Source organism: Leucobacter sp. USCH14, assembly GCF_037619215.1.
Taxonomy (GTDB): domain Bacteria; phylum Actinomycetota; class Actinomycetes; order Actinomycetales; family Microbacteriaceae; genus Leucobacter.
In genome coordinates this window covers 90712-115276 of sequence record NZ_JAQPZP010000004.1, presented here as the reverse complement: position 1 = coordinate 115276, position 24565 = coordinate 90712, and the positions used below count along the sequence as shown (strand labels likewise).

Below are 24565 nucleotides of genomic sequence, written 5' to 3'. Positions count from 1 at the left end.
GGGCGCGCTACTGAGCGGACCCTCGCCGTGCACGCAGCATCTTCAGCCGCTCCTCGAGCAGCTCCTCGAGCTCCTCCCGGCTGCGGCGCTCGATGAGCATGTCCCACGGCGTCCGCTGGGACGACTCCTTCTCCTCGAACTCCGCTCGTGCGGCTCGTCCCGCCGCGTCGTCCAGAAACCCGACTTCACCGCTCTTCTGATCCACCCACTCGGCGGGCGGCTCCGCGTCGGCGTCGAACATGATCGTGAAGCGGACGCCGCGATCGGTGAGGTATTCGACCGAGCGGCGCGGAGAGAGCTCGACCCCCTCTTCGCCCTGCAGACTGGTCGCGCCGATGCGCGTTCCGCGGAGTGTTCGATCGGCCATGTGGGAACCCCCTCGTGTGTGACGCCCACGTTGCCGGGGCGCCGTGCCTCCTCTTGCAGGGTACCCGCCCGCGGCGCCCGCGCGATAGCCCCGACCTGGGCATCCGCTGGTCGTCCAGTACCCTGGAACGACGGTTATCACCACGATTGAGGAGTACAAGTGACCCAGATTCTCGAACCCGGCAGCCTCGCCGGTCGCCGCGCGCTCGTCACGGGATCATCCCGCGGCGTCGGCGCTGACACCGTGCGCTATTTCGCGCAGGCGGGTGCGGACGTGGTCGTCAACTTCCGGAACAAGGCCCCCCGTGCAGAGAAGCTCGCGGCCGAGTTCCGCGAGCTCGGGGTGCGTGCGCTCGTGCAGGGGGCCGATCTCACCGATCGCGACTCCGTGGATCGCATGATGACCGCGGTTTGCGAGGAGTTCGGCGGACTCGACATCCTCGTGCTCAACGCCTCCGGCGGAATGGAGAGCGACATGGGTGAGGATTACGCGCTGCGGCTCAACCGCGATGCGCAGCTCTCGGTGCTGAATGCCGCTCTGCCCCTCATGGGAGAAGGCTCGCGCGTGGTGTTCGTCACCAGTCATCAGGCTCATTTCATCCGCACGACCCCCACCATGCCGGAGTACGTTCCCGTGGCGGAGTCCAAGCGAGCCGGCGAGGACGCGCTGCGTGAGCTCGTCCCCGATCTCGAGGCCCGGGGGATCGGCTTCACCGTCGTCTCCGGCGACATGATCGAGGGCACCGTCACGGCGACCCTGCTCAACCGGTTGAACCCCGGTGCGATCGAGGCACGACGCGAGGAGGCGGGCAAGCTGTACAACGTCGCGGAGTTCGCCGCCGAGGTGGCCCGCGCCGCGGTGGACCCGGTGCCGTCGGATCACACGCGACTGGTCGGCGACACTCGGAGCTTCACGCCGGAGAGCTGAGCTTCCGACCGCGAACGCGGTGTTCGATATGTGAGCGGTGCAGGGCACCAATTCTGATTATCGAACACCGCGTTCGTCGTCTCCCGGAGAGGGCCGGGCTCCGAAATGTTTCGGGAGTGTTTCGGGGCGGAGACGTGTGCGGCACAAGTCAAGAAGTTCCGTCATAAATTCGGCTTTCAACGGCGTGCCCCCGAAGGCTCGGGTACAAAGTGCGATGTGTTCCGTGTTTCGCCGAAGAAACGAAGTGCTACATTCGGAGCTCAGTCACCGCACGCCGCTTCGATCATCTCCGGTTCCGGATCGAGCGGCGCGGATACGCACCGGGACCGACGCCGTCCCGACGATCGAGAGGACGTCGATGCCGCAGCGCTCGCCGAATGCCCGCCCGACGCACTCGTCGGTGCCGGGTTCGCATCTTCCCGGCCCCGTCGGGCTATACGATCCTTCCGACGAGCGCGATGCGTGCGGGCTCGCGTCGGTCGTCGCGCTCACAGGCGAGTCGAGTCACAGCATCATCGAGATGGCGCTCGAAGCGCTCGAGCATCTCGAGCACCGCGGCGCCGTGGGCTCGGATGCGGGCACCGGCGACGGTGCGGGAATCCTCAGCGACATCCCGGATGCGCTGATTCGCGAAGAACTCGCGCGCCTCGAGCCGGGCCTCCGCCTTCCCGAGCCCGGTGCCTACGCTGCCGGCCTCGTCTTCCTGCCGCAGGCATCGACCGAGCGACGCGCGACGCGGTACCGCATCGCCGCCATCGCGGCCGAGGAGGGCCTCTCGGTGCTCGCGTGGCGGCCCGTGGCCGTGCGGCCCGAGGTGCTCGGAGAGAGCGCTCGTGCGGCCAGTCCCGTCATCGAGCAGGTGGTGCTCGTCCCTGCGGCCGGGATCTCATGCTCATCGGACCAGCTCGAGCGCCGCGCATTCCGCGTGCGCAAGCGCGTGCAGCACGAGACGGGCAGTTATCTCCCGTCGTTGAGCTCGAGGACCATCGTGTACAAGGGCATGGTCACCACGCTGCAACTGCCCGGCTTCTACACCGAGCTGACCGATCCGCGCTTCATGAGCCGGTTCGCCATCGTGCACTCGCGCTACTCCACGAACACGTTCCCGTCCTGGCATCTCGCTCAGCCGTTGCGCCTCGTCGCGCACAACGGCGAGATCAACACCGTTCGCGGCAACCGCAACTGGATGCGGGCGCGCGAGGCCCAGCTCGCCTCCGACCTGCTCGGCGACGTCGAACCGCTCCTCCCGATCTGCTCGCCGGGCGGCAGCGATTCCGCCAGCTTCGACGAGGTGCTGGAACTGCTCGTCATGGCGGGCCGCACGTTGCCGCACGCGCTCGCGATGATGGTGCCCGAGGCCTGGGAGTCGGAGCCGGGAATGTCGCCGGCGCTCGTCGACTTCCTCGAGTACCACTCGCTCATCATGGAGCCGTGGGACGGCCCCGCCGCCATGATCGCGACCGATGGCCGGGAGCTCGTGGCGCTGCTCGACCGCAACGGGCTGCGTCCGGGCCGATACCTCGTCACCTCCGACGGCATGCTCGTGATCGCGAGCGAGACCGGGGTGCTCGACATCGCCCCCGAGCGCGTCGTGCAACGGGGCCGGCTCCAGCCCGGTCGTATGCTCGCGGTCGACCTCGAGACCGGATCGATCCGCGATGACGAGGCCGTGAAGTCCGAGCTCGCCTCCGCCGCGCCATGGGGCGAGTGGCTCGCGGAGGGGCGCATCCGGCTCTCCGAGCAGCCGGAGCGGGAGCACCTCGTGCATCCGCCCGCGTCGATCGAGCGACGGCAGCGCACCTTCGGCTACACGGAGGAGGAGCTGCGGGTGCTGCTGCTCCCCATGGCGCGCGACGGGATCGAACCGCTCGCGGCCATGGGAACGGACACCCCGATCGCGGCGCTCTCCGACCGGCCTCGTCTCGTCTTCGACTACTTCGTGCAGCAGTTCGCGCAGGTGACGAATCCGCCGCTCGACGCGCTGCGCGAGGAGCTCGTCACGAGCCTTCGCGCCGGGATGGGCCCCCAGGAGAACCTCCTGACCCAGTCAGCCGAGCACGCGCGCCAGGTGATCCTCGACTTCCCGGTGATCGACAACGACGCGCTCGCACGAATCCAGCACTTCGGCGACGACCCCCTGCGGGAGCGCGCGGTCACTCTGCGGGGGCTGTACCCGGTCGACTCGGGGGCTCGCGGGCTCGCCGAGCGCCTGGAGGCGCTGTGCATGGAGGCGAGCGCGGCGATCGAGGCGGGTGCGGAGTTCCTGATCCTCTCGGACCGCGATTCGAACAAGGATCTCGCCCCCGTGCCGTCGCTCCTCGCCGTCTCCGCGGTGCACCATCACCTGATCCGCGAAGGCCAGCGGATGCACGTCGCGCTGGTGGCCGAGGCCGGCGACGTGCGCGAGGTGCACCACGTCGCCGCGCTGATCGGGTACGGGGCAGCCGCGGTCAACCCGTACCTCGCGATGGAGACCGTCGGTCTGCTCGTCCGCGACGGTTCCATTCCCGGCGTCTCGGAGGACGACGCGATCGCGGGCCTCATCAAAGCACTGGGCAAGGGCATGCTCAAGGTGATGAGCAAGATGGGGATCTCGACCGTCGCATCGTACTGCGGCGCGCAGACCTTCGAAGCGATCGGGCTCGCGCAGCAGCTCGTCGATCGGTACTTCACCGGCACGACCTCTCGCCTCGGCGGCGTCGGTCTGGACGTCGTGGCAGCCGAGGTCGCCGCCCGTCACCGCGCCGCGTATCCCGATGATCCCGCAGCGGTCGCGCACCGCAAGCTCGACACGGGCGGCGAGTACCGGTGGCGGCGGGGCGAGGAGCCGCACCTGTTCGATCCCGAGACCATCTACCGCCTGCAGCACGCGACCCGCACCGGGCGCCGCGATATCTTCTCGGCCTATACGGAGCGGGTGAACGCGCAGCAGGAGCGTCTGATGACCCTGCGCGGACTGTTCCGCTTCGCGCCTCAGCGCCCGCCGGTGCCGCTCGAGGAAGTCGAACCGATCAGCGAGATCGTGAAGCGCTTCTCGACGGGCGCGATGAGCTACGGCTCGATCTCGCCGGAGGCGCACCAGACACTGGCCATTGCGATGAACCGCCTCGGCGCCAGGTCGAACACGGGAGAGGGCGGCGAGTCCGAGGACCGCCTGCTCGACCCCGAACGGCGCAGTGCGATCAAGCAGGTCGCCTCGGGGCGATTCGGGGTGACGTCGATGTATCTCACGCACGCCGACGAGATTCAGATCAAGCTCGCTCAGGGCGCGAAGCCGGGCGAGGGCGGGCAGCTGCCTCCCACGAAGATGTACCCGTGGATCGCGCGAACGCGGCACGCGACACCCGGAGTGGGCCTGATCTCGCCGCCGCCGCACCACGACATCTACTCGATCGAGGATCTGAAGCAGCTGATCTTCGACCTGAAGCGCGCGAATCCTTCGGCCCGGATCAGCACGAAGCTCGTCGCGCAGAGCGGCATCGGCCCCGTGGCCGCCGGCGTCGCGAAGGCGCTCTCGGATGTGATCCTCGTCTCCGGGCACGACGGCGGCACGGGCGCGAGCCCGATGAACTCGCTGAAGCACGCGGGCTCGCCGTGGGAGCTCGGGTTGGCCGAGGCGCAGCAGACGCTCATGCTCAACGGGCTGCGCGAACGGGTGGTGCTGCAGGCGGACGGCCAGCTGAAGACCGGACGGGACGTGGTGATCGCCGCACTGCTCGGGGCTGAGGAATACGGGTTCGCCACCGCGCCGCTCGTCGTCTCGGGGTGCATCATGATGCGCGTCTGTCACCTCGACACCTGCCCGGTCGGCGTCGCCACCCAGAACCCGGATCTGCGCGCGCGGTACACCGGACAGGCCGAGCATGTCGTCAACTTCTTCCGCTTCATCGCCGAGGAGGTGCGCGAGATCCTCGCCTCGCTCGGGTTCCGCTCGATTGACGAAGCGGTCGGCGACACCTCCGCGCTCGACGTCGACGACGCGATCGACCACTGGAAGGCGTCGGGGCTGGATCTCACGCCGATCCTTCGGGGCCCGGTGTTCGCAGAGGGCGAGCCGCGCCGACACGGCCGCGAGCAGGATCATGAGCTCGAGTCGCACTTCGACGGCGAGTTGATCCGCATGGCGAACGACGCGCTCGAGCGACGCGAGCCGGTGGTCGTGGATCTGCCGATCCGCAACATCGATCGCGCGGTCGGCACCATGCTCGGGCACGCCGTCACCGAGCGCTTCGGAGCCGAGGGGCTCGCTCCGGAGACCATCGACGTCACCCTCACCGGGTCCGCAGGGCAATCGCTCGGCGCGTTCCTCCCCGCGGGCATCGCACTGCGCCTCGTCGGCGATGCCAACGACTACGTCGGCAAGGGGCTCTCAGGCGGAGAGATCGTGATCAAGCCCCATCCGCAGGCGGGGCACCCGGCCTCGGGCAACGTCATCGCGGGCAACGTCATCGGTTACGGCGCGACCAGCGGGTCGCTCTGGATCGCGGGCGTCGTCGGCGAACGGTTCCTCGTGCGGGGATCGGGTGCGACGGCGGTCGTCGAGGGAACGGGCGATCACGCGCTCGAATACTTCACCGGCGGCTTCGCGCTCATCCTGGGGCCGACGGGGCGCAACATCGGCGCCGGCATGTCCGGCGGCGAGGCGGTCGTGCTCGACCTCGACCACGCGCACGTCAACTCCGCGGAGCTCGCATCGGGCTCCCTGATGCTGCAGCGGCTCGGCGGCGACGGCGATACCGGGCCACGGGTGCCGGACGCCGAGGACGGCGCCCTCCGGGAGAAGGTCTTCGACCTGGTGAAACGGCACGCGGAGCAGACCGGTTCGAGTGTGGCCGCCGAGCTGCTGCACGACCTGGAGCACGATCCCGAGCGCACGTTCGCTCGATTCACGCGACTGATCCCGCGCGGCTACTCGCGGGTGCTCGAGATTCGAGTGCGCGCGGGCGAACAGGGAATCGATCCCGATGGCGACCACGTGTGGTCCGAGATCCTGGAGGCGACTCATGGCTGATCCCCGCGGATTCCTGAAGGTTCGCGAGCGCGAGCTCGCTCCGAAACGCCCGGTCGCGCTGCGCCTGAAGGACTGGCGCGAGGTCGTCGACCCGGCCGACCCGAAGCTCGTCGCCAAGCAGGCATCGCGCTGCATGGACTGCGGTGTCGCGTTCTGCCACCAGGGCTGCCCGCTCGGCAACCTCATTCCCGAATGGAACGACCTGATGTTCCGAGGGCGCGAACGCGAGGCGATCGAGCGGTTGCACGCCACGAACAACTTTCCGGAGTTCACGGGGCGAGCGTGCCCGGCGCCGTGCGAATCGGCGTGCGTGCTCGGCATCAATCAGCCCGCGGTCACCATCAAGCAGATCGAGAACAGCATCATCGATCAGGCGTTCCTGAACGGCTGGGTCGTGCCGCAGCCGCCGTCCCGACTCACGGGCAAGACCGTCGCCGTGGTCGGATCGGGCCCGGCGGGCCTGGCCGCGGCGCAGCAACTGACGCGCGCCGGTCACACGGTCGCCGTCTACGAGCGAGACGAGGAGCCCGGGGGCCTGCTGCGGTTCGGGATCCCGGATTTCAAGCTCGAGAAGCAGCTCGTCGCGCGCCGCATCGAACAGCTCAAGGCCGAGGGAACGCGATTCCGCTGCGGGGTCGAGATCGGGCGCGACATGTCGTGGAGCGAACTGCGGCGACGCTATGACGCCGTCGTCGTCGCGACGGGCGCCACGGTCGCTCGAGACCTACCGCTGCCCGGGCGCGAGTACGACGGCATTCTGCCGGCCATGGAGTACCTCGCCGCATCGAACCGGGTGCAGTCGGGTTCGCTCGACGCGACGCCGTTCGACGCTGCGGGCAAGCACGTCATCGTGATCGGCGGGGGCGATACGGGTGCCGACTGCATCGGCACGGCGCACCGTCAGGGGGCGGCATCGGTGACCAATCTCGCGATCGGGAAGAAGCCGTCCGAGTTCCGGACGGCGGGTCAGCCATGGCCCGTGCATCCGACGCTGTTCGAGGTGTCGAGCTCGCACGAGGAGGGCGGAGAACGCCGCTTCCTGGCATCGACCGTGGAGTTCGTCGGGAATGCTCGGGGCGAGGTGACCGGTCTGCGTGTCGCCGAGACCGAGTACACGGACGCGGGGAGGATGCCCAAGGCCGGTACGGAGCAGTTGCTCGAGGCCGATCTCGTGCTGATCGCGATGGGCTTCACGGGCCCGGAGGAGATCGAGGACCCCGCGCACCGACTCGAACGGTCGTCCCGCGGGTCCTTCGAACGCGACCGCGAATACGCGACCGGTCTGCCCGGTGTGTTCGTCGCGGGCGACGCCGGGCGCGGCCAGTCGCTGATCGTCTGGGCCATCGCCGAGGGTCGCGCGGTCGCAGCGTCGGTCGACCGCTACCTCACCGGAGGCACCGTGCTGCCCAGCCCGGTTACGGCGCACGACCGCGCGTTCGCATAGTCGAAGCCCGGGCTCGCGCCGTCGCGCTCGAGCCCGGGCTACGCTGGGCGGGTGCATGCAGAACTCGTGGATCGCCTCCGCGCCGACCTCCGCTCATCCGACTACTCGGTCGACTCCGTCACGGCCCTGCTCGGCCCCACCGCCGACAGCGCGCGTCAGCGGGGCGTCTTCGCTCCAGCGCGTCGTGCCCTCGCCAACGGCGAGCCCGGGCCCCTCGCGACGCTCGTCCGATGCTTTCTGCTCGGCGAGCGCCTTGCAGCGGGGGAGATCCACGCGGCGTTGCCCGCGCTGACGCTCGAGGGGGCCCGGGAACTCGGGATCCTGCAGCCCGCGGCGCACGACGGATCGGGTGCCGAGACGGGGTTCTTCGTCGCCGCAGTGTCGGTGAATCCCGTGAGGATATCCGCTGACGAGCACTGGTGGGTGGTCTCCGACCTCGACGATCAACTGCGTCGGGGGCCCGCGCGAGCGAACCACGTCATGGGGGTCGGCGGCGCGACGCGATCCCTCCTCGCGCAGGCGCCGGGAGCTTCCGTCGGTGCGGCACTCGATCTCGGCACCGGGTGCGGAATCGTCGCCATGCACCTCACACGTTTCGCGAGCCGGGTGATCGCCACGGACATCTCGGAGCGCGCGCTCGAGATCGCGCGTGCGAACGCACGGCTCAACGGTGTGGACGACCGCATCGAGTTCAGAGCCGGCGACCTCTTCGAGCCGGTGCGCTCGGAGCGTTTCGACCTCATCCTGTCGAACCCGCCGTTCGTCATCACACCCCGTTCCGCCGAGGCTCCCGTGTACGAGTATCGCGATGGCGGTCGCACCGGCGACGCACTCGCGCAATCGGTGATCGAGACCGGGCCGGCGCTGCTTCGGCACGGCGGGACGCTGCTGTGCCTCGCGAACTGGGAATCGCCCTGGGGCGCGAACGGGCTCACTCGCGTCGCCGACTGGATCGGCGCCGCCGAGAAAACCGCGGGCCCGCTGCAGGCCTGGGTGATCGAGCGAGATCGCGTCGAACCCGCGAGTTACGCGGAGACCTGGGTGCGCGACGGCGGAGCCAGACCTGGAGACGCCGAGTTCGAGCGTCTGCTCGCGGAGTGGATCGACGACTTCTCGCAGCGCAGGATCACCGCGGTGGGCCTCGGATCGGTCCGCGTGCAGCGCGCGCCGGCGAGCGCCGGGCACATCGTGCATTTGGATGTCGCGGCGGGTGCGTACTCGGATGCCGAGGGGCTCGGGGACGCGCTGCAGCGCGCGTTCGAGATCGGTGCCGCGACGGCGCAGCTGTCGGAGGCCGAGGTGCTCGCCGCCCGCTGGGTGCTCGACGATTCCGTCACCGAGACGCGCGAGCACCGGCCGGGCCAGGAGGCGCCGCGGCGCATCGCGCTGGAGACGGCGGGCCCGATCGCGAGACGCATCGCGGCCGATACGCTGCTCGCGGCCGCGTTGGGAGCGTGCGACGGCGAGCTCTCCCTCGCGCAGATCGCCGACGCCCTCGCCTCGCTGCTGGAGGTCGACGCTGCGGCGTCACGCGAAGCGCTCGTCGCGGGCGTGCGCGAACTGGTGTGGTTCGGCATGCTCGAGCCCGCATCCTGACGGTGCCAGCCGGTCATCGGCCCCGCGCCGTCTCAGTAGACTGGTCGGGTGATGCGAACGATCGATCTCCGGGGCCGAGCGCTCTCCCGAAACGAACTGCTCCAGCTGGTGCCGCGCGCTGCCGTGAGCGCAGAGATCGCGGTCGAGCGGGTGCGACCGCTCATCGCCGATGTGGCCGAGCGCGGCGAAGCGGCGCTGCGCGATCAGGCCCGTGAGTTCGATGGAGTCGAGGGCCATCTGCTGCGCGTTCCGAGTGAAAGCGTCTCTGGTGCGCTGCAGAGCTGCCCGCCGCAGGTCGAAGCAGCGCTCCGCGAGCTCATCGAGCGGTTGCGGCGAGGCTCCGCGGCGCAGGTTCCGGAGAGCCGGGTCACGCGATTCGGCGACGGAGCGATCATTCGTCAGCGCTGGCAACCGGTGAGCCGGGTCGGCCTGTACGCGCCCGGCGGGAAGGCCGCGTATCCCTCTTCTGTCGTGATGAACGCGGTCGCCGCCCAGACCGCGGGTGTCCCGGGTCTTGCGCTCGCCTCTCCCGCGCAGCCCGACAATTCCGGCCTGCCGCATCCCGCGGTGCTCTGGGCCGCGGCGCTCTGCGGAATCACCGAGGTGTACGCCATCGGGGGCGCCGGGGCCGTCGCCGCGTTCGCCCACGGTGTTCCTGAGATCGGCCTCGATCCGGTCGACGTCGTCACGGGTCCGGGAAACGTCTACGTCGCTGCGGCGAAGCGCGTCGTCACCGGTGTCGTCGGCATCGACGCCGAAGCCGGCACGACGGAGATCCTCATCATCGCGGATGCATCCGCGCACCCGGGGTTCGTCGCCGCCGATCTGATCAGCCAGGCCGAGCACGACGAGGCGGCGGCGTCGATTCTCGTCACAGACTCCGAGGAGTTCGCGCAGCTCGTGCAGCAGGAGCTCGCATCGCGCTCCGCCGAGACGCGCCATGACGAGCGCGTGGCCCAGGCCCTCTCCGGGCCGCAGTCGGCGATCGTGCTCGTCGACGACCTGCGTGCCGCCGCCCTCGTGAGCAACGCGTACGGGCCCGAGCATCTCGAGATCCAGACGCGCGAGGACGAGACGGTGCTCGCCGACATCACCGATGCCGGCGCCATCTTCCTCGGCGGGTACACGCCGGTGAGCCTGGGCGACTATCTCGCAGGTTCGAACCACGTGCTTCCCACGGGCGGCACCGCACGCTTCGCGTCGGGGCTCGGCGCCCACACGTTCCTGCGGCCGCAGCAGGTCATCACGTACGACCGCGACGCGCTCCAGGGTCTCGCCGCCCCGCTCCGCGCGCTCGCGGAGGCCGAGGGTCTGCCCGCGCACGCCGATGCCGTCAGCGCACGGTTCGCGAGCGGAGAGGATCGCGGCTGATGCACTGCCCATTCTGCCGACACCCCGACTCCCGCGTCATCGACTCGCGCACCGCCGACGATGGGCTCTCGATCCGCCGCCGACGCCAGTGCCCCGAGTGCGGCCGGCGGTTCACGACTACGGAGACCGCCAGCCTCACGGTGATCAAGCGATCGGGCGTGGTCGAGCCGTTCAGCCGTGAGAAAGTCATGAGCGGAGTGCGCAAGGCGTGCCAGGGACGCCCCGTCACCGAAGCCGATCTCGCCGTGCTCGCGCAGCAGGTCGAGGAATCGGTGCGATCCAGTGGTATCGCCCAGTTCGATGCCAATGAGATCGGCTTGGCGATCCTGCCGCACCTCCGCAAGCTCGACGAGGTGGCCTATCTGCGATTCGCGAGCGTCTACCAGGCCTTCGAATCGCTCGCCGATTTCGACGCTGCGATCGAAGAGCTCCGCACACATCCGAGCGAGCCCGCAGCAGACGGTGCCCGCCGCGACGCCGACCAGGGGGAGTGACCGCGATGCGCTGGTACCCGATTCTCTTCAGAACCGTGCTGCGACGCATGGACCCCGAAACCGCGCACCACTGGGCGTTCCGCGTCATCCAGGCGACGCCGCTCGCGGGCGGCCTCGTGCGTCGGTTCTGCGGAGCCGACCCCGCGCTCCGCGTGCGAGCCCTCGGAACGACCTTCCCGAGCCCCTTCGGGCTCGCCGCCGGCTTCGACAAGAACGCCACCGCCATCGCGGGCCTGGGAGCCATCGGTTTCGGCCACGTCGAAGTCGGCACGCTGACCCGCCACGCGCAGGAGGGCAATCCCAAGCCCCGGATGTTCCGGCTCGTGGACGACCGCGGTCTCGTGAACCGGATGGGGTTCAACAACGGTGGATCCGCAGCTGCGGTCCCGCGCATCGAGCGAGCGCGCCTGCGCCGTCACCGTCCGATCATCGGCGTCAACATCGGTAAGAGCCGCGTCACCGAGGTCGAGGACGCCGTCGCCGACTACGTGTGGAGCACAGAGCGTCTCGCCCCGCTCGCCGACTACCTGGCGGTGAACGTCAGTTCGCCGAACACGCCCGGGCTGCGGGGCTTGCAGGAGCTCGACATGCTCGAGCCGCTGCTCGCCGCGGTGCACGAAGCCGCCGGTGCCACGCCGCTGCTCGTGAAGATCGCTCCGGACATGGGGGACGAGCAGATCGACGGAATCGTCGCGCTCGCGAAGAAGCTCGGACTCGACGGGATCATCGCCACGAACACGACGGTCTCCCGAGACGGGCTGAACGCTCCCGACGAGGAGATCGCGAGGATCGGAGCCGGGGGCCTCTCGGGCGAACCGCTTCGAGACCGGTCGCTCGAAGTACTGCGCCGCATTCGGGCAGCCGAGCCGGATCCCGACTTCTGCGTGATCTCGGTCGGCGGAGTGGAGAGTGCGTTCGATGTGCTCGAGCGACTGCGCGCCGGCGCCACACTCGTCCAGGGGTACACGGCCTTCATCTACACCGGCCCGCTGTGGGCGCGCGGCATCAACCGCGGCTTGAAGCGAGCCGGATATCGGGGGAGCGGCGCACCGAGCGCGCGTCGCTAGCCGGGGAATGCCCCGCGCTTCACCACGGCCTTGGGCGCGCGAAGCGGCCGGAACTGGAAAGCGCGCATCGCCGCGTACCAGCGGTACCCGGGCTGCACGCGATCCTCGCCGAACTTCTCCGCGAGCTTCCGCTTCAGCCGCATGCCCAGGAACACCGCGTCGAGCACGGCGAGGCCGACGAAGGCCCAGATCACGAACAGGCTGATGACCTGCACAGTGCCGGGGATGAAGGTCATCACGAGCACGACGAGCATCATCGGGATGAGCATCTCGCCGACGTTCCAGCGGGCATCGACGTAATCGCGCACGAACCGGCGCTGCGGGCCGCGGTCACGAGGTCCGAGGAAGCGCTCATCGCCCTGCATCATGCCGACGCGCGCACGCTCGCGCATCTCGGCCTGCTGGCGGCGCTGCTCTTTGATCGCGGCCTTGTCGCGCGACCCGACGATCGGACGAGCGTTGGCTGCCTCAGCCTGTCTGCGCGACGGCGTCGGGCGCCCCTTTCCGACGACGGCGTCGCTGCCGTCCGTTGCACCCTGCCCGTTCGCAGCGCCCTTCTGAGCCACGCAGATCCTCCCGTTCCGAGCGCGTACCGCGCCACCTTGCCCGGCGTTCGCCGAAGACCTCTAGCGTACCGCGACTTCCGTCGAGTTCCCGTCGCGCCCGGGCGGTAGACTGGCCCGGAACGATCACGACGTGAGCGAGGAGTTACGTATGAGCACCGACACGATCGCACCCGAGGGCACTTCGGTCGCAGCGGAGCCGGCCCACGGCGTCCGGCTGAGCGAGGCGGCGCGCGAGAAGGTGCGCAGTCTGCTGGCGCAGGAGGGGCGAGACGATCTCCGTCTGCGCATCGCGGTGCAGCCCGGAGGCTGCTCCGGACTGATCTACCAGCTCTTCTTCGACGAGCGCGAACTCGAGAACGATGCGGTCGTCGACTTCGACGGCGTCGGCGTCGTCGTCGACATGATGAGCATTCCGTACCTGAACGGGGCGACCATCGACTTCGAGGACACGATTCAGAAGCAGGGGTTCACCATCGACAATCCCAACGCTCAGGGGAGCTGCGCCTGCGGCGACAGCTTCAGCTGAGTCCAGCCGCGCAGCGCCCTCCCCGAACGATCTGCGCGACACCCGCCGGTGGTTCGGGGAACGGTCCCGTTCGCGCTAAGCTGTCAGGGAGTCATCAGCTTCGTTCGCATGCGTGCGGCGAAACAACGTTTTCGAAAGGTATGCGGTGCGTTCCAATCGTCGAATGAAATGGGTCGCGGCCCCGGTGGCGCTCTCCGCAGCGCTGATCCTGGCGGGCTGCACCCCCGAGCAGCAGCGGGGATTCCTTCCCGCCGGCTCGGAAGGTGCTACGAACCACACGGACGGGATCACCGGCCTGTGGGTGACCTCCTGGATCGTACTGCTCGCGGTCGGCGTGATCACGTGGGGCCTCATCATCTGGGCGACCATCGCCTACCGTCGCCGCAAGGGCCAGACCGGGCTCCCGGTTCAGCTGCGGTACAACATGCCGATCGAGACGTTCTTCACCGTCGTCCCCGTGATCCTCGTGATCGGCTTCTTCGCCTTCACCGCGCAGGAGCAGAGCAAGATCGAGGCGCGCTACGACAATCCCGAGAACGTCGTCGAGGTCGTCGGCAAGCGCTGGTCCTGGGACTTCAACTACGTCGATGAGGACGTGTACTTCCAGGGCGTTCAGGTGCAGACCGACGACGCGGGCGACCCGCAGGCCGAGACCATGCCGGTGCTGTACCTGCCCGTCGACAAGACGACCGAGATCCGACTCGAGACCCGCGACGTCATCCACTCCTTCTGGGTCGTGGAGTTCCTCTACAAGAAGGACATGATCCCGGGTCAGACGAACTACATGAGCTTCACCCCGACCAAGACCGGAACCTTCATGGGCAAGTGCGCCGAGCTCTGCGGCGAGTACCACTCCATGATGCTGTTCGAGGTCAAGGTCGTCGAGCAGGACGAGTACGACGCATACATCGAATCGCTCCGCGAGGCCGGCAACACCGGCCAGGTGCCCGAGGAGTACAACCCGAACCAGGATCACTTCGAGGGTGACCAGGCGAAGGCTCAGAACGAGTAACGAGGGATAGCAAGAAGATGAAGAAGGGCAATGTCATTGTCTCGTGGCTGACGTCCACGGACCACAAGGTGATCGGATACATGTATCTGATCAGCTCCTTCGTGTGGTTCCTGGTCGGCGGTCTTATGGCCCTCGTAATCCGTGCGCAGCTGTTCGCTCCCGGTCTCGAGGTCGTAGCCACCAAGGAGCAGTACAACCAGCTGTTCACCATGCACGGCACGATCATGCTGCTGATGTTCGCCACCCCGCTGTTCGCGGGGTTCGCCAATGTCATCATGCCGCTCCAGATCGGTGCTCCCGACGTCGCGTTCCCGCGGCTCAACGCTTTCGCATTCTGGCTGTACACCTTCGGGTCGCTCATCGCCGTCGGCGGATTCCTCACGCCGCAGGGCGCCGCGTCCTTCGGCTGGTTCGCGTACGCTCCGCTCTCCGACATGACGTATTCGCCGGGCGTGGGCGGCAACCTCTGGGTGCTCGGTCTCGGCGTCTCCGGATTCGGCACAATCATGGGCGGCGTGAACTTCATCACGACGATCATCACGATGCGCGCGCCGGGCATGACGATGTGGCGCATGTCGGTCTTCACCTGGAACACCCTGATCACGTCGATCCTGGTGCTCCTCGTGTTCCCCGTGCTCGCAGCAGCGATGTTCGGCCTCGCCGCGGATCGCATCTTCGGAGGGCAGATCTACAACGGAGAGGGCGGCGCCATCCTGTGGCAGCATCTCTTCTGGTTCTTCGGCCATCCCGAGGTCTACATCATCGCGCTGCCGTTCTTCGGAATCGTGTCGGAGATCTTCCCGGTCTTCAGCCGCAAGCCCATCTTCGGGTACAAGACACTGATCTACGCGACGATCGCGATCGCGGCTCTGTCGATGACGGTGTGGGCGCACCACATGTACGTCACCGGATCGGTGCTGCTCCCGTTCTTCGCCCTGATGACGATGCTCATCGCGGTTCCGACCGGCGTGAAGATCTTCAACTGGCTCGGAACGATGTGGCGCGGGTCGATCACGTTCGAGACTCCGATGCTGTGGTCGATCGGCTTCCTCGTGACGTTCGTCTTCGGCGGCCTGACCGGTGTGATTCTCGCGTCGCCGGCGCTCGACTTCCATCTCTCCGATACGTACTTCGTCGTCGCGCACTTCCACTACGTGGTGTTCGGAACGGTCGTGTTCGCGATGTTCGCGGGCTTCTACTTCTGGTGGCCGAAGTGGACCGGAAAGCTGCTCGACGAGCGTCTCGGCAAGATCCACTTCTGGGTGCTCTTCATCGGCTTCCACACCACCTTCCTCGTGCAGCACTGGCTCGGCGTCATGGCGATGCCGCGTCGCTACTACACCTATCTGCCGTCCGATGGCGTGACGTGGGGCAATCAGCTCTCCACGGTCGGCGCGATGATCCTCGGTGCATCGATGATCCCGTTCCTGCTGAACGTGTACATCACCGCTCGGCGCGCCCCGAAGGTCACCGTCGACGATCCGTGGGGTTACGGCCGTTCGCTCGAGTGGGCGACCTCCTGCCCGCCGCCGCGTCATAACTTCACCTCGATCCCTCGGATCCGCTCGGAGTCGCCGGCCTTCGATCTCAACCATCCGGAGATCAGCGGCGTCGAGCAACCGTTGCGTCAAACCGAGCGCGAGCTCGCTGAGAAGCAGTGAGCTGAGGAGTAACGAGTTATGAAATCCAATATCGTCATCTTCTGGATCCTCACGGTCTACCTCGTGGTGCTGGCCACGGTGTACACGGTCTGGAACATGCTCGCCCACGGGTACCCTGAGTGGGCCGGGTCGACCGCTATTCTGCTGTCGGGCGGGCTGACCGGCTTCATCGCCTCCTACTTGATGCTCGTGCAGCGCAAGCAGGGCGGTGTACTCGTCGAGGATCGCGACGATTCCGACATCGACGACGGCGATCCGGAGCTCGGCGAGTTCAGCCCGTGGAGCTGGTGGCCGATCGTGCTGGCGTTCGGCGCGTCACTGGTCGTTCTGGGCCTGTGCGTCGGCTTCAACTTCTGGCTGTCGTTCCTGTCGCTTCCGGTCGTGATCGTCGCGGTGGTCGGCTGGGTGTACGAGTACTACCGCGGAAACTTCGCGCGGTAGGGGAAGGCGCGGAGTGGGCATCATCATTCGACGCGGTCGCAGCGACGACGACGCGGCAGTCTTCGGGCTGGCACGCCAGTTCACTACGGGGAGAGAGCCCATCGGTCGCGATGAGTTCTCCGTGGCGTACGACAACGTGTTGCGGCACCGCGATCAAGAGACGAACGTCCTCTTCATCGCGGAGCTCGACGACGCGGTCGTGGGCTACTCGCTGATGACCGTCTCTCGTCTGCTGCATGCACCGGGCCTGACCGCTCACCTGCAGGAGATCGTCGTCGATGAGGCCGCTCGCGGTCACGGTGTCGGAGATCGACTGATGCAGGCGAATGAGCACTACTGCATGGGTCGCGGCGTGCGTCAGCTCTCCGCCTCGACCGCTCGGTTCGGCTCGTTCTACAACCATCGTGGTTTCGAGGCCGTCGGAGAGCACTACCGCAAGATTCTCGCACTCGGGTAATCATGACCGGACGTCGTGCTCGGAGAAGGCCCGGCGAGAATCGTGAACGCCTGCTTGAGGCCGGACTCTGTGAGTTCGGCCTCTTCGGCTTTCATGGAGCGTCCACCGCGGCCATTGCAGCTCGCGCGGGCGTGCCGCAACCGCACGTGTATGCCAACTTCTCCAACAAGCAGGAGCTCTTTCTCGAGGTCTGCGCCGCTGCTGTGCAGATCGTTCTGTCAGCCCGGCTCGCCGCGGGACCTGTCGAACTTTCCCGCGTGCGCAGTGGGGCGCTCGAGGGCCTGGCGGCCGATGCGCAGCGCACGCTGCTGCAAGCTCTGGCCGCAGTCTGCTCGCCGCAGCTCGCCGCGGACCTACTCCCACTTCTCGCCGGTTTTCGGGACGCTTACGGAGATTCTGACTTCGCGGCGACATACGGCGCCTCCGGCGTTGCCATGCTCGAGCACGCGATCGCGCGTAATTAGGTGTTTCACATTCAAGGTTCGCGTCCCATCGGCATAGGGCGGTCTCGTGCGTTCTGCTGCAGCCGCGATGCCGGCTTGGCGCGATAGCGCCCGCGCCGCCCCGGGCCAGCGACCGATCTTCGCTTCCGCGCTGGTTGGCAGCACGCCGAGCGAGAGCGCGGCCGCGATGCCGCGCCTGGATCGCCGCAGCCTTCACGATGCGGGGGTGAGTAGTTCGTCTAGGGGCGAGTTACGTTCCACGACTCGAATCGCTCACCACGACGCGACCTGCTCACCTCGACGTGAGCGTGCTCGCGCACGCTCGCCTGACAGTGCAGGTGAGGGGTTTGTGCGAAGAGACGCGACCGCTGGAAATTGCTCGTCCCAGACGTCGAGCCGCGCATACCGTGCATCGCTGACCATTCGTAGGGGAGAGGATTGTCGGCGAAGCGAGACGGATTGTCGAGCCCACGTCCGTCGGAATCAGGCCGGCGCGCTACGGCGGGTCAGTCGGTGTCGAGCTGTGCTGGGGCTTGCGGTCGGGCGGCGCAGACAGATTCGGCCGGCGCTAGGCACACACGGCATACGCCAGCGCTCCTCTACACAGGCGCATTGGCACAGGTGCAGTGTCACGCAGGTGCGATCTTGCGCACGCGTGCACTATGCGCGCGAGAACCGCGCGTGCGCAGACGTGCGATCACGGCGCATGCGACTGCGCCGACAACGAGAAACCCCGGGTGTTGCACTGATGTCCAGTGCAACACCCGGGGTGCGCTCAGAGGCTCGTCCTCTGCTGAGTCCTACGAAGGTCAGTGACCCTCGTGGTGCCCCTTCTCGATCTCGCCCTGAGTCGGCGGAACGATGCGGTCTTCGAAGAACCAGCGGCTGAAGCCCGCACGCAGTCGCTTCGAGAAGGGGATGCGACCGTCGTCATTCGGGCGGAGCATCAGCGGTGCGTAGTCGTGGTAGCTGACGAGCTGCCACGACTCGTACTCGTCGAGCGGCTTGTGCACCTCGATGAATTCGCCGCCGGGCATGCGCACGATGCGACCGGACTCGTACCCGTGCAGTGCGATGGAACGATCCTTCTTCTGCAGTGCGATGCAGATGCGCTTCGTCACCTGGTAGGCGAAGATCGGGCCGAGGATCAGGAGGGCTTGGAGTCCGTGGATCACACCTTCCATGGAGAGCTGGAAGTGCGTCGCCATGAGGTCGGAGCTCGCGCCCGCCCACATCACTGCGTAGAACGTCACACCGGCCGCACCGATCGCGGTACGGGTGGGGGCATTGCGCGGGCGATCGAGAATGTGGTGCTCGCGCTTGTCGCCGGTCACCCAGGCTTCGATGAAGGGGTAGACCATCACGAGCACGATGAAGATCCCGATGATCCCGAGCGGCAGAAGCATGTTCCACGACCAGGTGTATCCGAACCATTCCGTTTCGAGCCCCGGCGGAATCAGACGAAGCATGCCGTCGGCGAAGCCGATGTACCAGTCCGGCTGAGTACCGGCGGAGACAGGCGACGGGTCGTACGGGCCGTAGTTCCAGATCGGGTTGATGCCGACGAGCGAGGCGATCAGTACGATCACGCCGAACACGATGAAGAAGAAGCCACCGGCCTTCGCAGCGTATACCGGCAGCACGGGGAAGCCGACCACGTTCTGCTGCGTCTTGCCCGGCCCGGGGTACTGCGTGTGCTTGTGGATCACCACGAAGGCGAGGTGCAGTGCGATGAACAGGATCACCAGTGCCGGCAGCACCATGATGTGGAGCATGTACAGGCGCCCGACGATCGCGGTGCCCGGGAACTCCCCGCCGAAGAAGAAGAACGACAGGTACGTGCCGATGACCGGAATGGCCTTGATGATGCCATCGATGATGCGCAGACCGTTGCCCGAGAGCACGTCGTCGGGGAGCGAGTAGCCGGTGAAACCCTCTGCCATGGCCAGGATGAAGAGTACGAACCCGATCACCCAGTTCAGCTCACGCGGCTTGCGGAACGCGCCGGTGAAGAAGATGCGCAGCATGTGCAAGCCGATGGAGGCGACGAAGAGCAGCGCAGCCCAGTGATGCACGTGCCGCATGAGCAGGCCACCGCGCACTGAGAACGAGATGTCGAGAGTCGAGGCCATGGCCACGGACATCTCGACGCCCTTCATGGGAACGTAGGGACCCGTGTAATGGGTTTCCACCATCGACGCCTGGAAGAAGAGCGTCAGGAAGGTACCCGACAGGAGGATGACCACGAAGCTGTAGAGTGCGACCTCGCCGAGGAGGAACGACCAGTGGTCGGGGAAGACCTTGCGGCCGAATTCCTTGACCGCGACACCGATCTTGGTGCGCTCGTCGAGGTAGTTCGCGGCTGCAGCCGTGAAGCGGCTCGAGCCGCTCTGAGCCTGCTGGCTCGACGCGGGGGTTTCGGTGACAGTGCTGCTCACTTGAGGCGCTCCCAAAAGCTCGGGCCGACGGGTTCATGGAAATCGCTCTGGGCGATGAGGTAGCCCTCGTCGTCGACGGTGATGGGCAGCTGGGGGAGCGGCCGCTTCGCCGGGCCGAAGATCACCTTCGCGTGCTCGGAGACGTCGAACTGCGACTGGTGGCAGGGGCAGAGGAGATGGTGCGTGTGCTGCTCGTACAGGGCGACGGGGCAGCCGACGTGGGTGCAGACCTTCGAGTACGCGACAATGCCGTCGTACGACCAGTCCTTGCGCTCGGGAAGCTCGCGGAGATCCTCCTGATTGAGACGCATGAGGAGCACGATCGCCTTCGCTTTCGCGTCGAGGAGGTGGACGCTGCCGCCGCGCTCATCGAGCGTCATCTTCTCGAAGTCCTCGTGATTCAGCGTCTCGGGGATCACGTGGAACGCCGAGCCGATGGTGACTTCGCTCGCCTTGATCGGAACACCGGAGGGATCGCGAGCGAGGCGAACGCCTTCCGCCCACATCGTGTGGTGCGCAAGCTCGACCGGGTCGCGGTCCTGCGGCCCGAGACCGCGCAGCAGCGTGATCCCGGGGAGGGGGAAGGCGATCAACGCGCCGATGAGGCTGTTGCGCACGAGCGAACGACGGGAGAAGCCCGACTCTTCGTCGGCGAGCTTGAAGACCTCGGCCGACGCCTCGCGGGTCGGCACGTCGCTCGCGACGGGGTGGCGGTAATCGATGGACTCGTGATCCGCCATGATGGCCTTGCCCCAGTGGACGGCACCGATGCCCACGGCCAGCAGGGCGAGTGCCATGCCGAGACCGACGAACATCGTGTGCAGTCGGATCGCCAGCAGTTCTCCCGTTTCGATCGGGAAGAACATGTAGGCGAGCACGGCGCCGAGGCTGCCCGCGATCGAGAGGTAGAAGAGGCTGTACACCGTGCGTTCGGCGCTCTTGTCCTTCTTCGGATCGAGATCCGTCACGCGCTTGCGGTGCGGGGGAAGGCCCGGATTCTGCACGGCATCGGACGGAATGACCGCAGTGCCCGCGGCTGCCTCGACCGAGCCGTGGCCGGCGGCAACGACGGCGGCGTGATCGCCGCCGTTGTTCTTCGCTTCCTCTGCCATGTTGCTCCTTGACTCCTGACTCATGAAAACTGTGACGCGTCGTCGACTAGTTCGACTTCGCGGTGACCCACACGGTGAGGCCGATGACGGCTCCCAGGCCGATCACCCAGATGAACAGACCTTCCGCCACCGGGCCGATGGACCCGAGGGTGATGCCGCCGACGGCGGGCTGGTTCTCGATGTACTTGAGGTACGAGATGATGTCGGCCTTGTCCTGCGGCGAGATGTTCGCATCGTTGAACACCGGCATGTTCTGCGGCCCCGTGATCATCGCTTCGTAGATGTGCGTCGGCGCGACTCCGGTCAACTTCGGAGCGAACTTGCCCTCGGTGAGCGCACCACCTGCGGCTGCGACGTTGTGGCACATGGCGCAGTTGATGCGGAAGAGCTCGGCGCCGTTCGCCACACCCTCGTCATCGCTGTCTGCCTGCAGGTACTGCGTCTCGGGGAGCGCGGGCCCCGGGGCCAGCGAGGCGACGTACGCCGCCATCTGCAGCGTCTGCTCTTCGGTGAACTGCTGGGGCTTCACCATGCCCTGCGGTCCCTGGAAGGCGAGGGGCATGCGGCCCGTGCCCACCTGGAAGTTGACCGACGCAGCGCCGACACCGATGAGCGTGGGGCCGTCGGGCGTGCCCTCGGCTGCCGCTCCGTGGCAGGTTGCGCAGTTGGCACCGAACAGCTTCTCGCCCGCCTCGATCGTGGCGGGGGAGGTGAGGTCGACCTCTGCGGTCGCCGATGTCTGGCTGAAGCCGGCGTACGCTGCACCGGTCACGAGCAGTCCCACGGCGACGAGTGCGGCCGTCGCGAGCGGATGCCTGCGGCCGGACTTGCGAAGATTCTTCTTGGCGCGAGCCATGATGTCGATTGCTCCTGACCCTACTTGAGGACGTAGATGACGATGAAGAGGATGATCCACACGACGTCGACGAAGTGCCAGTAGTACGACACGACGACTGCGGTCGTCTCTTCCTTGTGCGTGAAGTTCTTGACGGCGTAGATGCGGCCGATGACCAGCAGGAAGGCGACGAGACCCAGGGAGACGTGGATGCCGTGGAAGCCGGTGGTCATGTAGAACGCCGACCCGTACGGGTCGGAGGCCAGCGTGATGCCCTCGGAGACGAACGTCGCGTACTCGTACGCCTGGCCCGCGACGAAGATCGCACCCATGAAGAAGGTGAGGTAGAACCACTCGACGGTTCCCCAGTTCTTCGGGCTCGGGCCGGTGGCGCGCGGCTGCATGCGTTCGGCGGCGAAGACGCCTGCCTGAGCGGTGAAGGACGACGCGACCAGAATGAGCGTGTTGATCAGCGCGAACGTGAAGTTGTGCTTCTCGGTCTGCTCAGCCCACAGTTCGGGGTTCATGGCGCGCAGCGTGAAGTAGATCGCGAACAGGCCCGCGAAGAACATGACCTCGCTGCCGAGCCACACGATCGTACCCACGGCGACGAGATTCGGTCGCTTCACCGCGGGCACGGCTGACTTGGTATTCATAGTGGTCGTTGTCACCCTTCCATTATGGCTGAAAGTCAGGTGTGCATTTTCACCCGGACACGGCGAGCCGAACTTTCTGCATCCTTCCCCCGTAGCCTACCGTCTTCGCGCTCCTGAGGAGCGCACGCTCGCGGCGAGGTTCATCCGATGAAGTGGCGTGATCATGCCGTTTTCGCGGCTCGATAGAATCGATCCATGATCGACGAACGGACCTGGCCGACCGTACTCACCGCGCTGCTGGAAGGCGAGGACCTGAGCGTCTCGCAAGCCGAGTGGGCGATGTCGCGTTTCATGACGGGTGAGGCGAGTGGGGCTCAGATCGGGGCGTTCCTCGTGGCGCTGCGATCCAAGGGCGTCACGGTGGACGAGGTCATCGGCTTTCGAGACGCCATACTCGCGGAAGCCCTCCCATTGGAGCTGCCCGCGATGTCGCTCGACATCGTCGGCACCGGAGGCGATCGTTTCGGCACGGTCAACATCTCCACCATGGCGTCCATCACCGCTGCTGCGGCGGGCGCCCCGGTCGTGAAGCACGGGAACAAGGCCGCGAGCAGTCTGTCGGGCTCGTCCGATGTGCTCACGGCGCTCGGAATCGACCTGGCTCTCGACGGGCCGCAGCTCACGCGCGCGTTCGACGAATCGGGCATCGCGTTCGTGCACGCCGCTCGTTTCCTGCCGGGCTTCCGCCATGTCGCCGATGCGCGGAAGGATCTCGGGATCCCGACGGTCTTCAACTTTCTGGGTCCGCTCTGCAACCCGGTGCGACCCGAGGCGTCGGCCGTCGGTGTCGCCGATATCGATCGGGTTCCGATCTTCGTCGGAGTGTTCCGGTTGCGCGGCGCTTCGGCGCTCGTGTTCCGCGGGGACGACGGTCTCGACGAGTTGACCACCACGGGGCACTCGCGACTCTGGGAGGTGAGTCGCGGTGGTCTGACGGAGCACGACATCGATCCCCGCGACCTCGGTCTGCCGCGGGCGCAGATCAGCGACCTGGTCGGTGGCACTCCCGACGAGAACGCCGAGGTCGTGCACCGGGTGCTGTCGGGAGAGACCGGGCCGATCCGCGACATCGTGCTGCTCAACGCGGCTGCCGGTCTCGTCGCGTTCGATCTCGCGCAGCGGCCGGAGTCCGCTGAGCGCGCACTGCTCGAACGCCTCGCCGAGAAGCTCGACGTCGCCGCGGAGGCGATCGATTCGGGGCGTGCGGCTGCGAAGCTCGGCGCCTGGGCTCGAGCGACGTCCTCCGCAGCTGCCGGTAACACCTCTGCCACCGGCGCCGGCGCTTAGTCCGCCGCGTTCTCCTCCGCTGGATCGGCGTTCCCGTCGGAAATCGGCTCGGTGCGATCCGTGCGGTAGTACTTCGCGAGGAACGGCATCGGATCCACTGGAGTGTCATCCACCCGGATGGCGAGGTGGAGATGCGCGCCGAACGAGATCCCCGTCGATCCGACGCGGCCGACCAGGTCGCCCATCGCGATGCGATCCCCGACCTCCCAGGCGTGAGAATCGGTTTGCATATGGCAGTACCTGCTCGTGACCTCGGAGTCATCGATCTCGTGATCGATCGTGAGGGCGAAACCGCAGCCGTCTGTGGCCTCGCCGGCTTCGGAGACGATCCCGTCGGCAATCGCGAGGATCTCGGTTCCCGCCGCCGCAGCGAAATCCTGGGCGTCGTGGAACTGCTCGACCGGAGCGGTGCGATACCCGAACGGATCAGTGAGTGCCACCGGAGCCGCGAACGGATAGTTGACGACGGAACGTGCGCGATACGTGTATCCGACCGCGGAGGGGGCATCGGTGTCGACGACGTCGATCTCGGCGAGCGATGACGGGAGGTCGTCGACCGACACCTCTGAGAAGAGCCGCTGCTCCGCCGCGGCGACGTCCGTCGAGCCCGGCTGCTGCACCAGCGGGAGGGCGAGCGTTGCGACGAGCGCGCACACGCTCGCGGCTGCGGCGCCCCGAGCGAACCACGGACGCGTCGCGCGAGGCGCAGCTCGGTGCAGGCGCTCAGCATCGGGCACGTGCACCACGCGAGGCCCGATGACGTACTCCTCGCCGTCGAGTCGATCGGCGGCGGGGGCGTCGATCGCGTCGGCGGGCGCGCGTACGGAAGTGGTCATACGGTCTTTCGTCGGGAA

General features: G+C 67.2%; 21 protein-coding genes. 14 read left to right on the top strand and 7 right to left on the bottom strand.

Translation table 11 applies throughout. From position 1 onward, the window contains the following. Window positions 1-7: 7 nt before the first annotated feature. Entirely contained in the window at window positions 8-367 is a 360-nt protein-coding gene (locus tag PQI23_RS06015; RefSeq protein WP_339972533.1) for an RNA polymerase-binding protein RbpA, read from the bottom strand. Between the two features lie 159 nt (window positions 368-526). On the opposite strand from PQI23_RS06015, the gene PQI23_RS06010 reads away from it, so the two are divergent. The 7 genes from PQI23_RS06010 to PQI23_RS05980 all read left to right on the top strand — a co-directional run bounded on the left by PQI23_RS06010 (window position 527) and on the right by PQI23_RS05980 (window position 12277). Next, a complete protein-coding gene (locus PQI23_RS06010) occupies window positions 527-1294 on the top strand; it encodes an SDR family oxidoreductase (RefSeq protein WP_339972531.1) in 768 nt (255 codons plus the stop codon). 358 nt (window positions 1295-1652) lie between these two features. Beyond that, the gene (gene gltB, locus PQI23_RS06005; protein WP_339972529.1) at window positions 1653-6305 is read left to right on the top strand and encodes a glutamate synthase large subunit; all 4653 of its coding nucleotides are present in this window, start codon (window positions 1653-1655) and stop codon (window positions 6303-6305) included. Then, window positions 6298-7749, top strand: coding sequence for a glutamate synthase subunit beta (locus tag PQI23_RS06000; protein ID WP_339972527.1), 1452 nt, complete (start codon window positions 6298-6300; stop codon window positions 7747-7749). The genes gltB and PQI23_RS06000 overlap by 8 nt, the downstream gene beginning before the upstream one ends. 51 nt (window positions 7750-7800) lie before the next feature. Further along, window positions 7801-9345, top strand: coding sequence for a class I SAM-dependent methyltransferase (locus tag PQI23_RS05995; protein ID WP_339972525.1), 1545 nt, complete (start codon window positions 7801-7803; stop codon window positions 9343-9345). A 51-nt stretch (window positions 9346-9396) separates the two neighbouring features. After that, window positions 9397-10716 (top strand): histidinol dehydrogenase, encoded by a 1320-nt coding sequence (hisD, locus tag PQI23_RS05990; RefSeq protein WP_339972751.1) that lies wholly within the window; start codon window positions 9397-9399, stop codon window positions 10714-10716. After that, a complete protein-coding gene (gene nrdR, locus PQI23_RS05985) occupies window positions 10716-11210 on the top strand; it encodes a transcriptional regulator NrdR (RefSeq protein ID WP_339972523.1) in 495 nt (164 codons plus the stop codon). Before hisD ends, nrdR begins: the two co-directional genes overlap by 1 nt. A gap of 5 nt (window positions 11211-11215) precedes the next feature. Further along, entirely contained in the window at window positions 11216-12277 is a 1062-nt protein-coding gene (locus tag PQI23_RS05980; protein ID WP_339972521.1) for a quinone-dependent dihydroorotate dehydrogenase, read from the top strand. Here the strand turns inward: PQI23_RS05980 and PQI23_RS05975 are convergent. Further along, a complete protein-coding gene (locus tag PQI23_RS05975; protein ID WP_339972519.1) occupies window positions 12274-12843 on the bottom strand; it encodes a DUF3043 domain-containing protein in 570 nt (189 codons plus the stop codon). The genes PQI23_RS05980 and PQI23_RS05975 overlap by 4 nt on opposite strands. Window positions 12844-12991: 148 nt before the next feature. On the opposite strand from PQI23_RS05975, the gene PQI23_RS05970 reads away from it, so the two are divergent. From PQI23_RS05970 to PQI23_RS05945, 6 genes are all read left to right on the top strand, one after another. Continuing rightward, window positions 12992-13369 carry a HesB/IscA family protein gene (locus PQI23_RS05970; protein ID WP_339972517.1) on the top strand — a complete coding sequence of 126 codons (378 nt, stop codon included), beginning with the start codon at window positions 12992-12994 and terminating at the stop codon, window positions 13367-13369. Between the two features lie 163 nt (window positions 13370-13532). Next, window positions 13533-14381: an aa3-type cytochrome oxidase subunit II gene (gene ctaC, locus PQI23_RS05965; protein ID WP_339972515.1), complete on the top strand. Its 849-nt coding sequence runs from the start codon at window positions 13533-13535 to the stop codon at window positions 14379-14381. A gap of 17 nt (window positions 14382-14398) precedes the next feature. Continuing rightward, on the top strand, window positions 14399-16042 hold the full coding sequence (gene ctaD, locus PQI23_RS05960) for an aa3-type cytochrome oxidase subunit I (RefSeq protein WP_339972513.1): 1644 nt from the start codon (window positions 14399-14401) through the stop codon (window positions 16040-16042). Window positions 16043-16060: 18 nt separating this feature from the next. After that, window positions 16061-16483, top strand: a complete 423-nt coding sequence (gene ctaF, locus PQI23_RS05955) for an aa3-type cytochrome oxidase subunit IV (RefSeq protein WP_339972512.1) — start codon at window positions 16061-16063, stop codon at window positions 16481-16483. A gap of 13 nt (window positions 16484-16496) precedes the next feature. Next, on the top strand, window positions 16497-16940 hold the full coding sequence (locus PQI23_RS05950) for a GNAT family N-acetyltransferase (protein ID WP_339972510.1): 444 nt from the start codon (window positions 16497-16499) through the stop codon (window positions 16938-16940). Window positions 16941-16942: 2 nt separating this feature from the next. Beyond that, the gene (locus PQI23_RS05945) at window positions 16943-17404 is read left to right on the top strand and encodes a TetR/AcrR family transcriptional regulator (protein ID WP_339972508.1); all 462 of its coding nucleotides are present in this window, start codon (window positions 16943-16945) and stop codon (window positions 17402-17404) included. Between the two features lie 788 nt (window positions 17405-18192). On the opposite strand, the gene qcrB is transcribed toward PQI23_RS05945, so the two are convergent. From qcrB to ctaE, 4 genes are read right to left on the bottom strand one after another with little or no spacing between them, the layout of a single operon-like run. Further along, window positions 18193-19821, bottom strand: coding sequence for a cytochrome bc1 complex cytochrome b subunit (gene qcrB, locus PQI23_RS05940; protein ID WP_339972506.1), 1629 nt, complete (start codon window positions 19819-19821; stop codon window positions 18193-18195). Further along, window positions 19818-20933 (bottom strand): cytochrome bc1 complex Rieske iron-sulfur subunit, encoded by a 1116-nt coding sequence (gene qcrA, locus PQI23_RS05935; RefSeq protein ID WP_339972504.1) that lies wholly within the window; start codon window positions 20931-20933, stop codon window positions 19818-19820. Before qcrA ends, qcrB begins: the two co-directional genes overlap by 4 nt. 46 nt (window positions 20934-20979) lie before the next feature. Then, window positions 20980-21789: a cytochrome bc1 complex diheme cytochrome c subunit gene (qcrC, locus tag PQI23_RS05930; protein WP_339972502.1), complete on the bottom strand. Its 810-nt coding sequence runs from the start codon at window positions 21787-21789 to the stop codon at window positions 20980-20982. A gap of 20 nt (window positions 21790-21809) precedes the next feature. Further along, a complete protein-coding gene (ctaE, locus tag PQI23_RS05925; RefSeq protein WP_339972500.1) occupies window positions 21810-22424 on the bottom strand; it encodes an aa3-type cytochrome oxidase subunit III in 615 nt (204 codons plus the stop codon). A gap of 195 nt (window positions 22425-22619) precedes the next feature. On the opposite strand from ctaE, the gene trpD reads away from it, so the two are divergent. After that, on the top strand, window positions 22620-23711 hold the full coding sequence (trpD, locus tag PQI23_RS05920) for an anthranilate phosphoribosyltransferase (protein ID WP_339972497.1): 1092 nt from the start codon (window positions 22620-22622) through the stop codon (window positions 23709-23711). Here the strand turns inward: trpD and PQI23_RS05915 are convergent. Further along, window positions 23708-24547: a M23 family metallopeptidase gene (locus PQI23_RS05915; RefSeq protein ID WP_339972495.1), complete on the bottom strand. Its 840-nt coding sequence runs from the start codon at window positions 24545-24547 to the stop codon at window positions 23708-23710. The genes trpD and PQI23_RS05915 overlap by 4 nt on opposite strands. Window positions 24548-24565 lie beyond the last annotated feature (18 nt).

Excerpts from the sequence above, each read along its gene's own strand:
- PQI23_RS05970 (WP_339972517.1), top strand. The coding sequence starts at position 12,992 with ATGAGCACCGACACGATCGCACCCGAGGGCACTTCGGTCGCAGCGGAG.
- ctaF (WP_339972512.1), top strand. The coding sequence starts at position 16,061 with ATGAAATCCAATATCGTCATCTTCTGGATCCTCACGGTCTACCTCGTG.
- PQI23_RS05980 (WP_339972521.1), top strand. The coding sequence starts at position 11,216 with ATGCGCTGGTACCCGATTCTCTTCAGAACCGTGCTGCGACGCATGGAC.
- gltB (WP_339972529.1), top strand. The coding sequence starts at position 1,653 with ATGCCGCAGCGCTCGCCGAATGCCCGCCCGACGCACTCGTCGGTGCCG.
- qcrC (WP_339972502.1), bottom strand. The coding sequence starts at position 21,789 with ATGGCTCGCGCCAAGAAGAATCTTCGCAAGTCCGGCCGCAGGCATCCG.
- ctaE (WP_339972500.1), bottom strand. The coding sequence starts at position 22,424 with ATGAATACCAAGTCAGCCGTGCCCGCGGTGAAGCGACCGAATCTCGTC.
- qcrA (WP_339972504.1), bottom strand. The coding sequence starts at position 20,933 with ATGGCAGAGGAAGCGAAGAACAACGGCGGCGATCACGCCGCCGTCGTT.
- hisD (WP_339972751.1), top strand. The coding sequence starts at position 9,397 with ATGCGAACGATCGATCTCCGGGGCCGAGCGCTCTCCCGAAACGAACTG.
- PQI23_RS05945 (WP_339972508.1), top strand. The coding sequence starts at position 16,943 with ATGACCGGACGTCGTGCTCGGAGAAGGCCCGGCGAGAATCGTGAACGC.
- nrdR (WP_339972523.1), top strand. The coding sequence starts at position 10,716 with ATGCACTGCCCATTCTGCCGACACCCCGACTCCCGCGTCATCGACTCG.
- ctaD (WP_339972513.1), top strand. The coding sequence starts at position 14,399 with ATGAAGAAGGGCAATGTCATTGTCTCGTGGCTGACGTCCACGGACCAC.
- PQI23_RS06015 (WP_339972533.1), bottom strand. The coding sequence starts at position 367 with ATGGCCGATCGAACACTCCGCGGAACGCGCATCGGCGCGACCAGTCTG.
- PQI23_RS06000 (WP_339972527.1), top strand. The coding sequence starts at position 6,298 with ATGGCTGATCCCCGCGGATTCCTGAAGGTTCGCGAGCGCGAGCTCGCT.
- ctaC (WP_339972515.1), top strand. The coding sequence starts at position 13,533 with ATGAAATGGGTCGCGGCCCCGGTGGCGCTCTCCGCAGCGCTGATCCTG.
- PQI23_RS05915 (WP_339972495.1), bottom strand. The coding sequence starts at position 24,547 with ATGACCACTTCCGTACGCGCGCCCGCCGACGCGATCGACGCCCCCGCC.
- trpD (WP_339972497.1), top strand. The coding sequence starts at position 22,620 with ATGATCGACGAACGGACCTGGCCGACCGTACTCACCGCGCTGCTGGAA.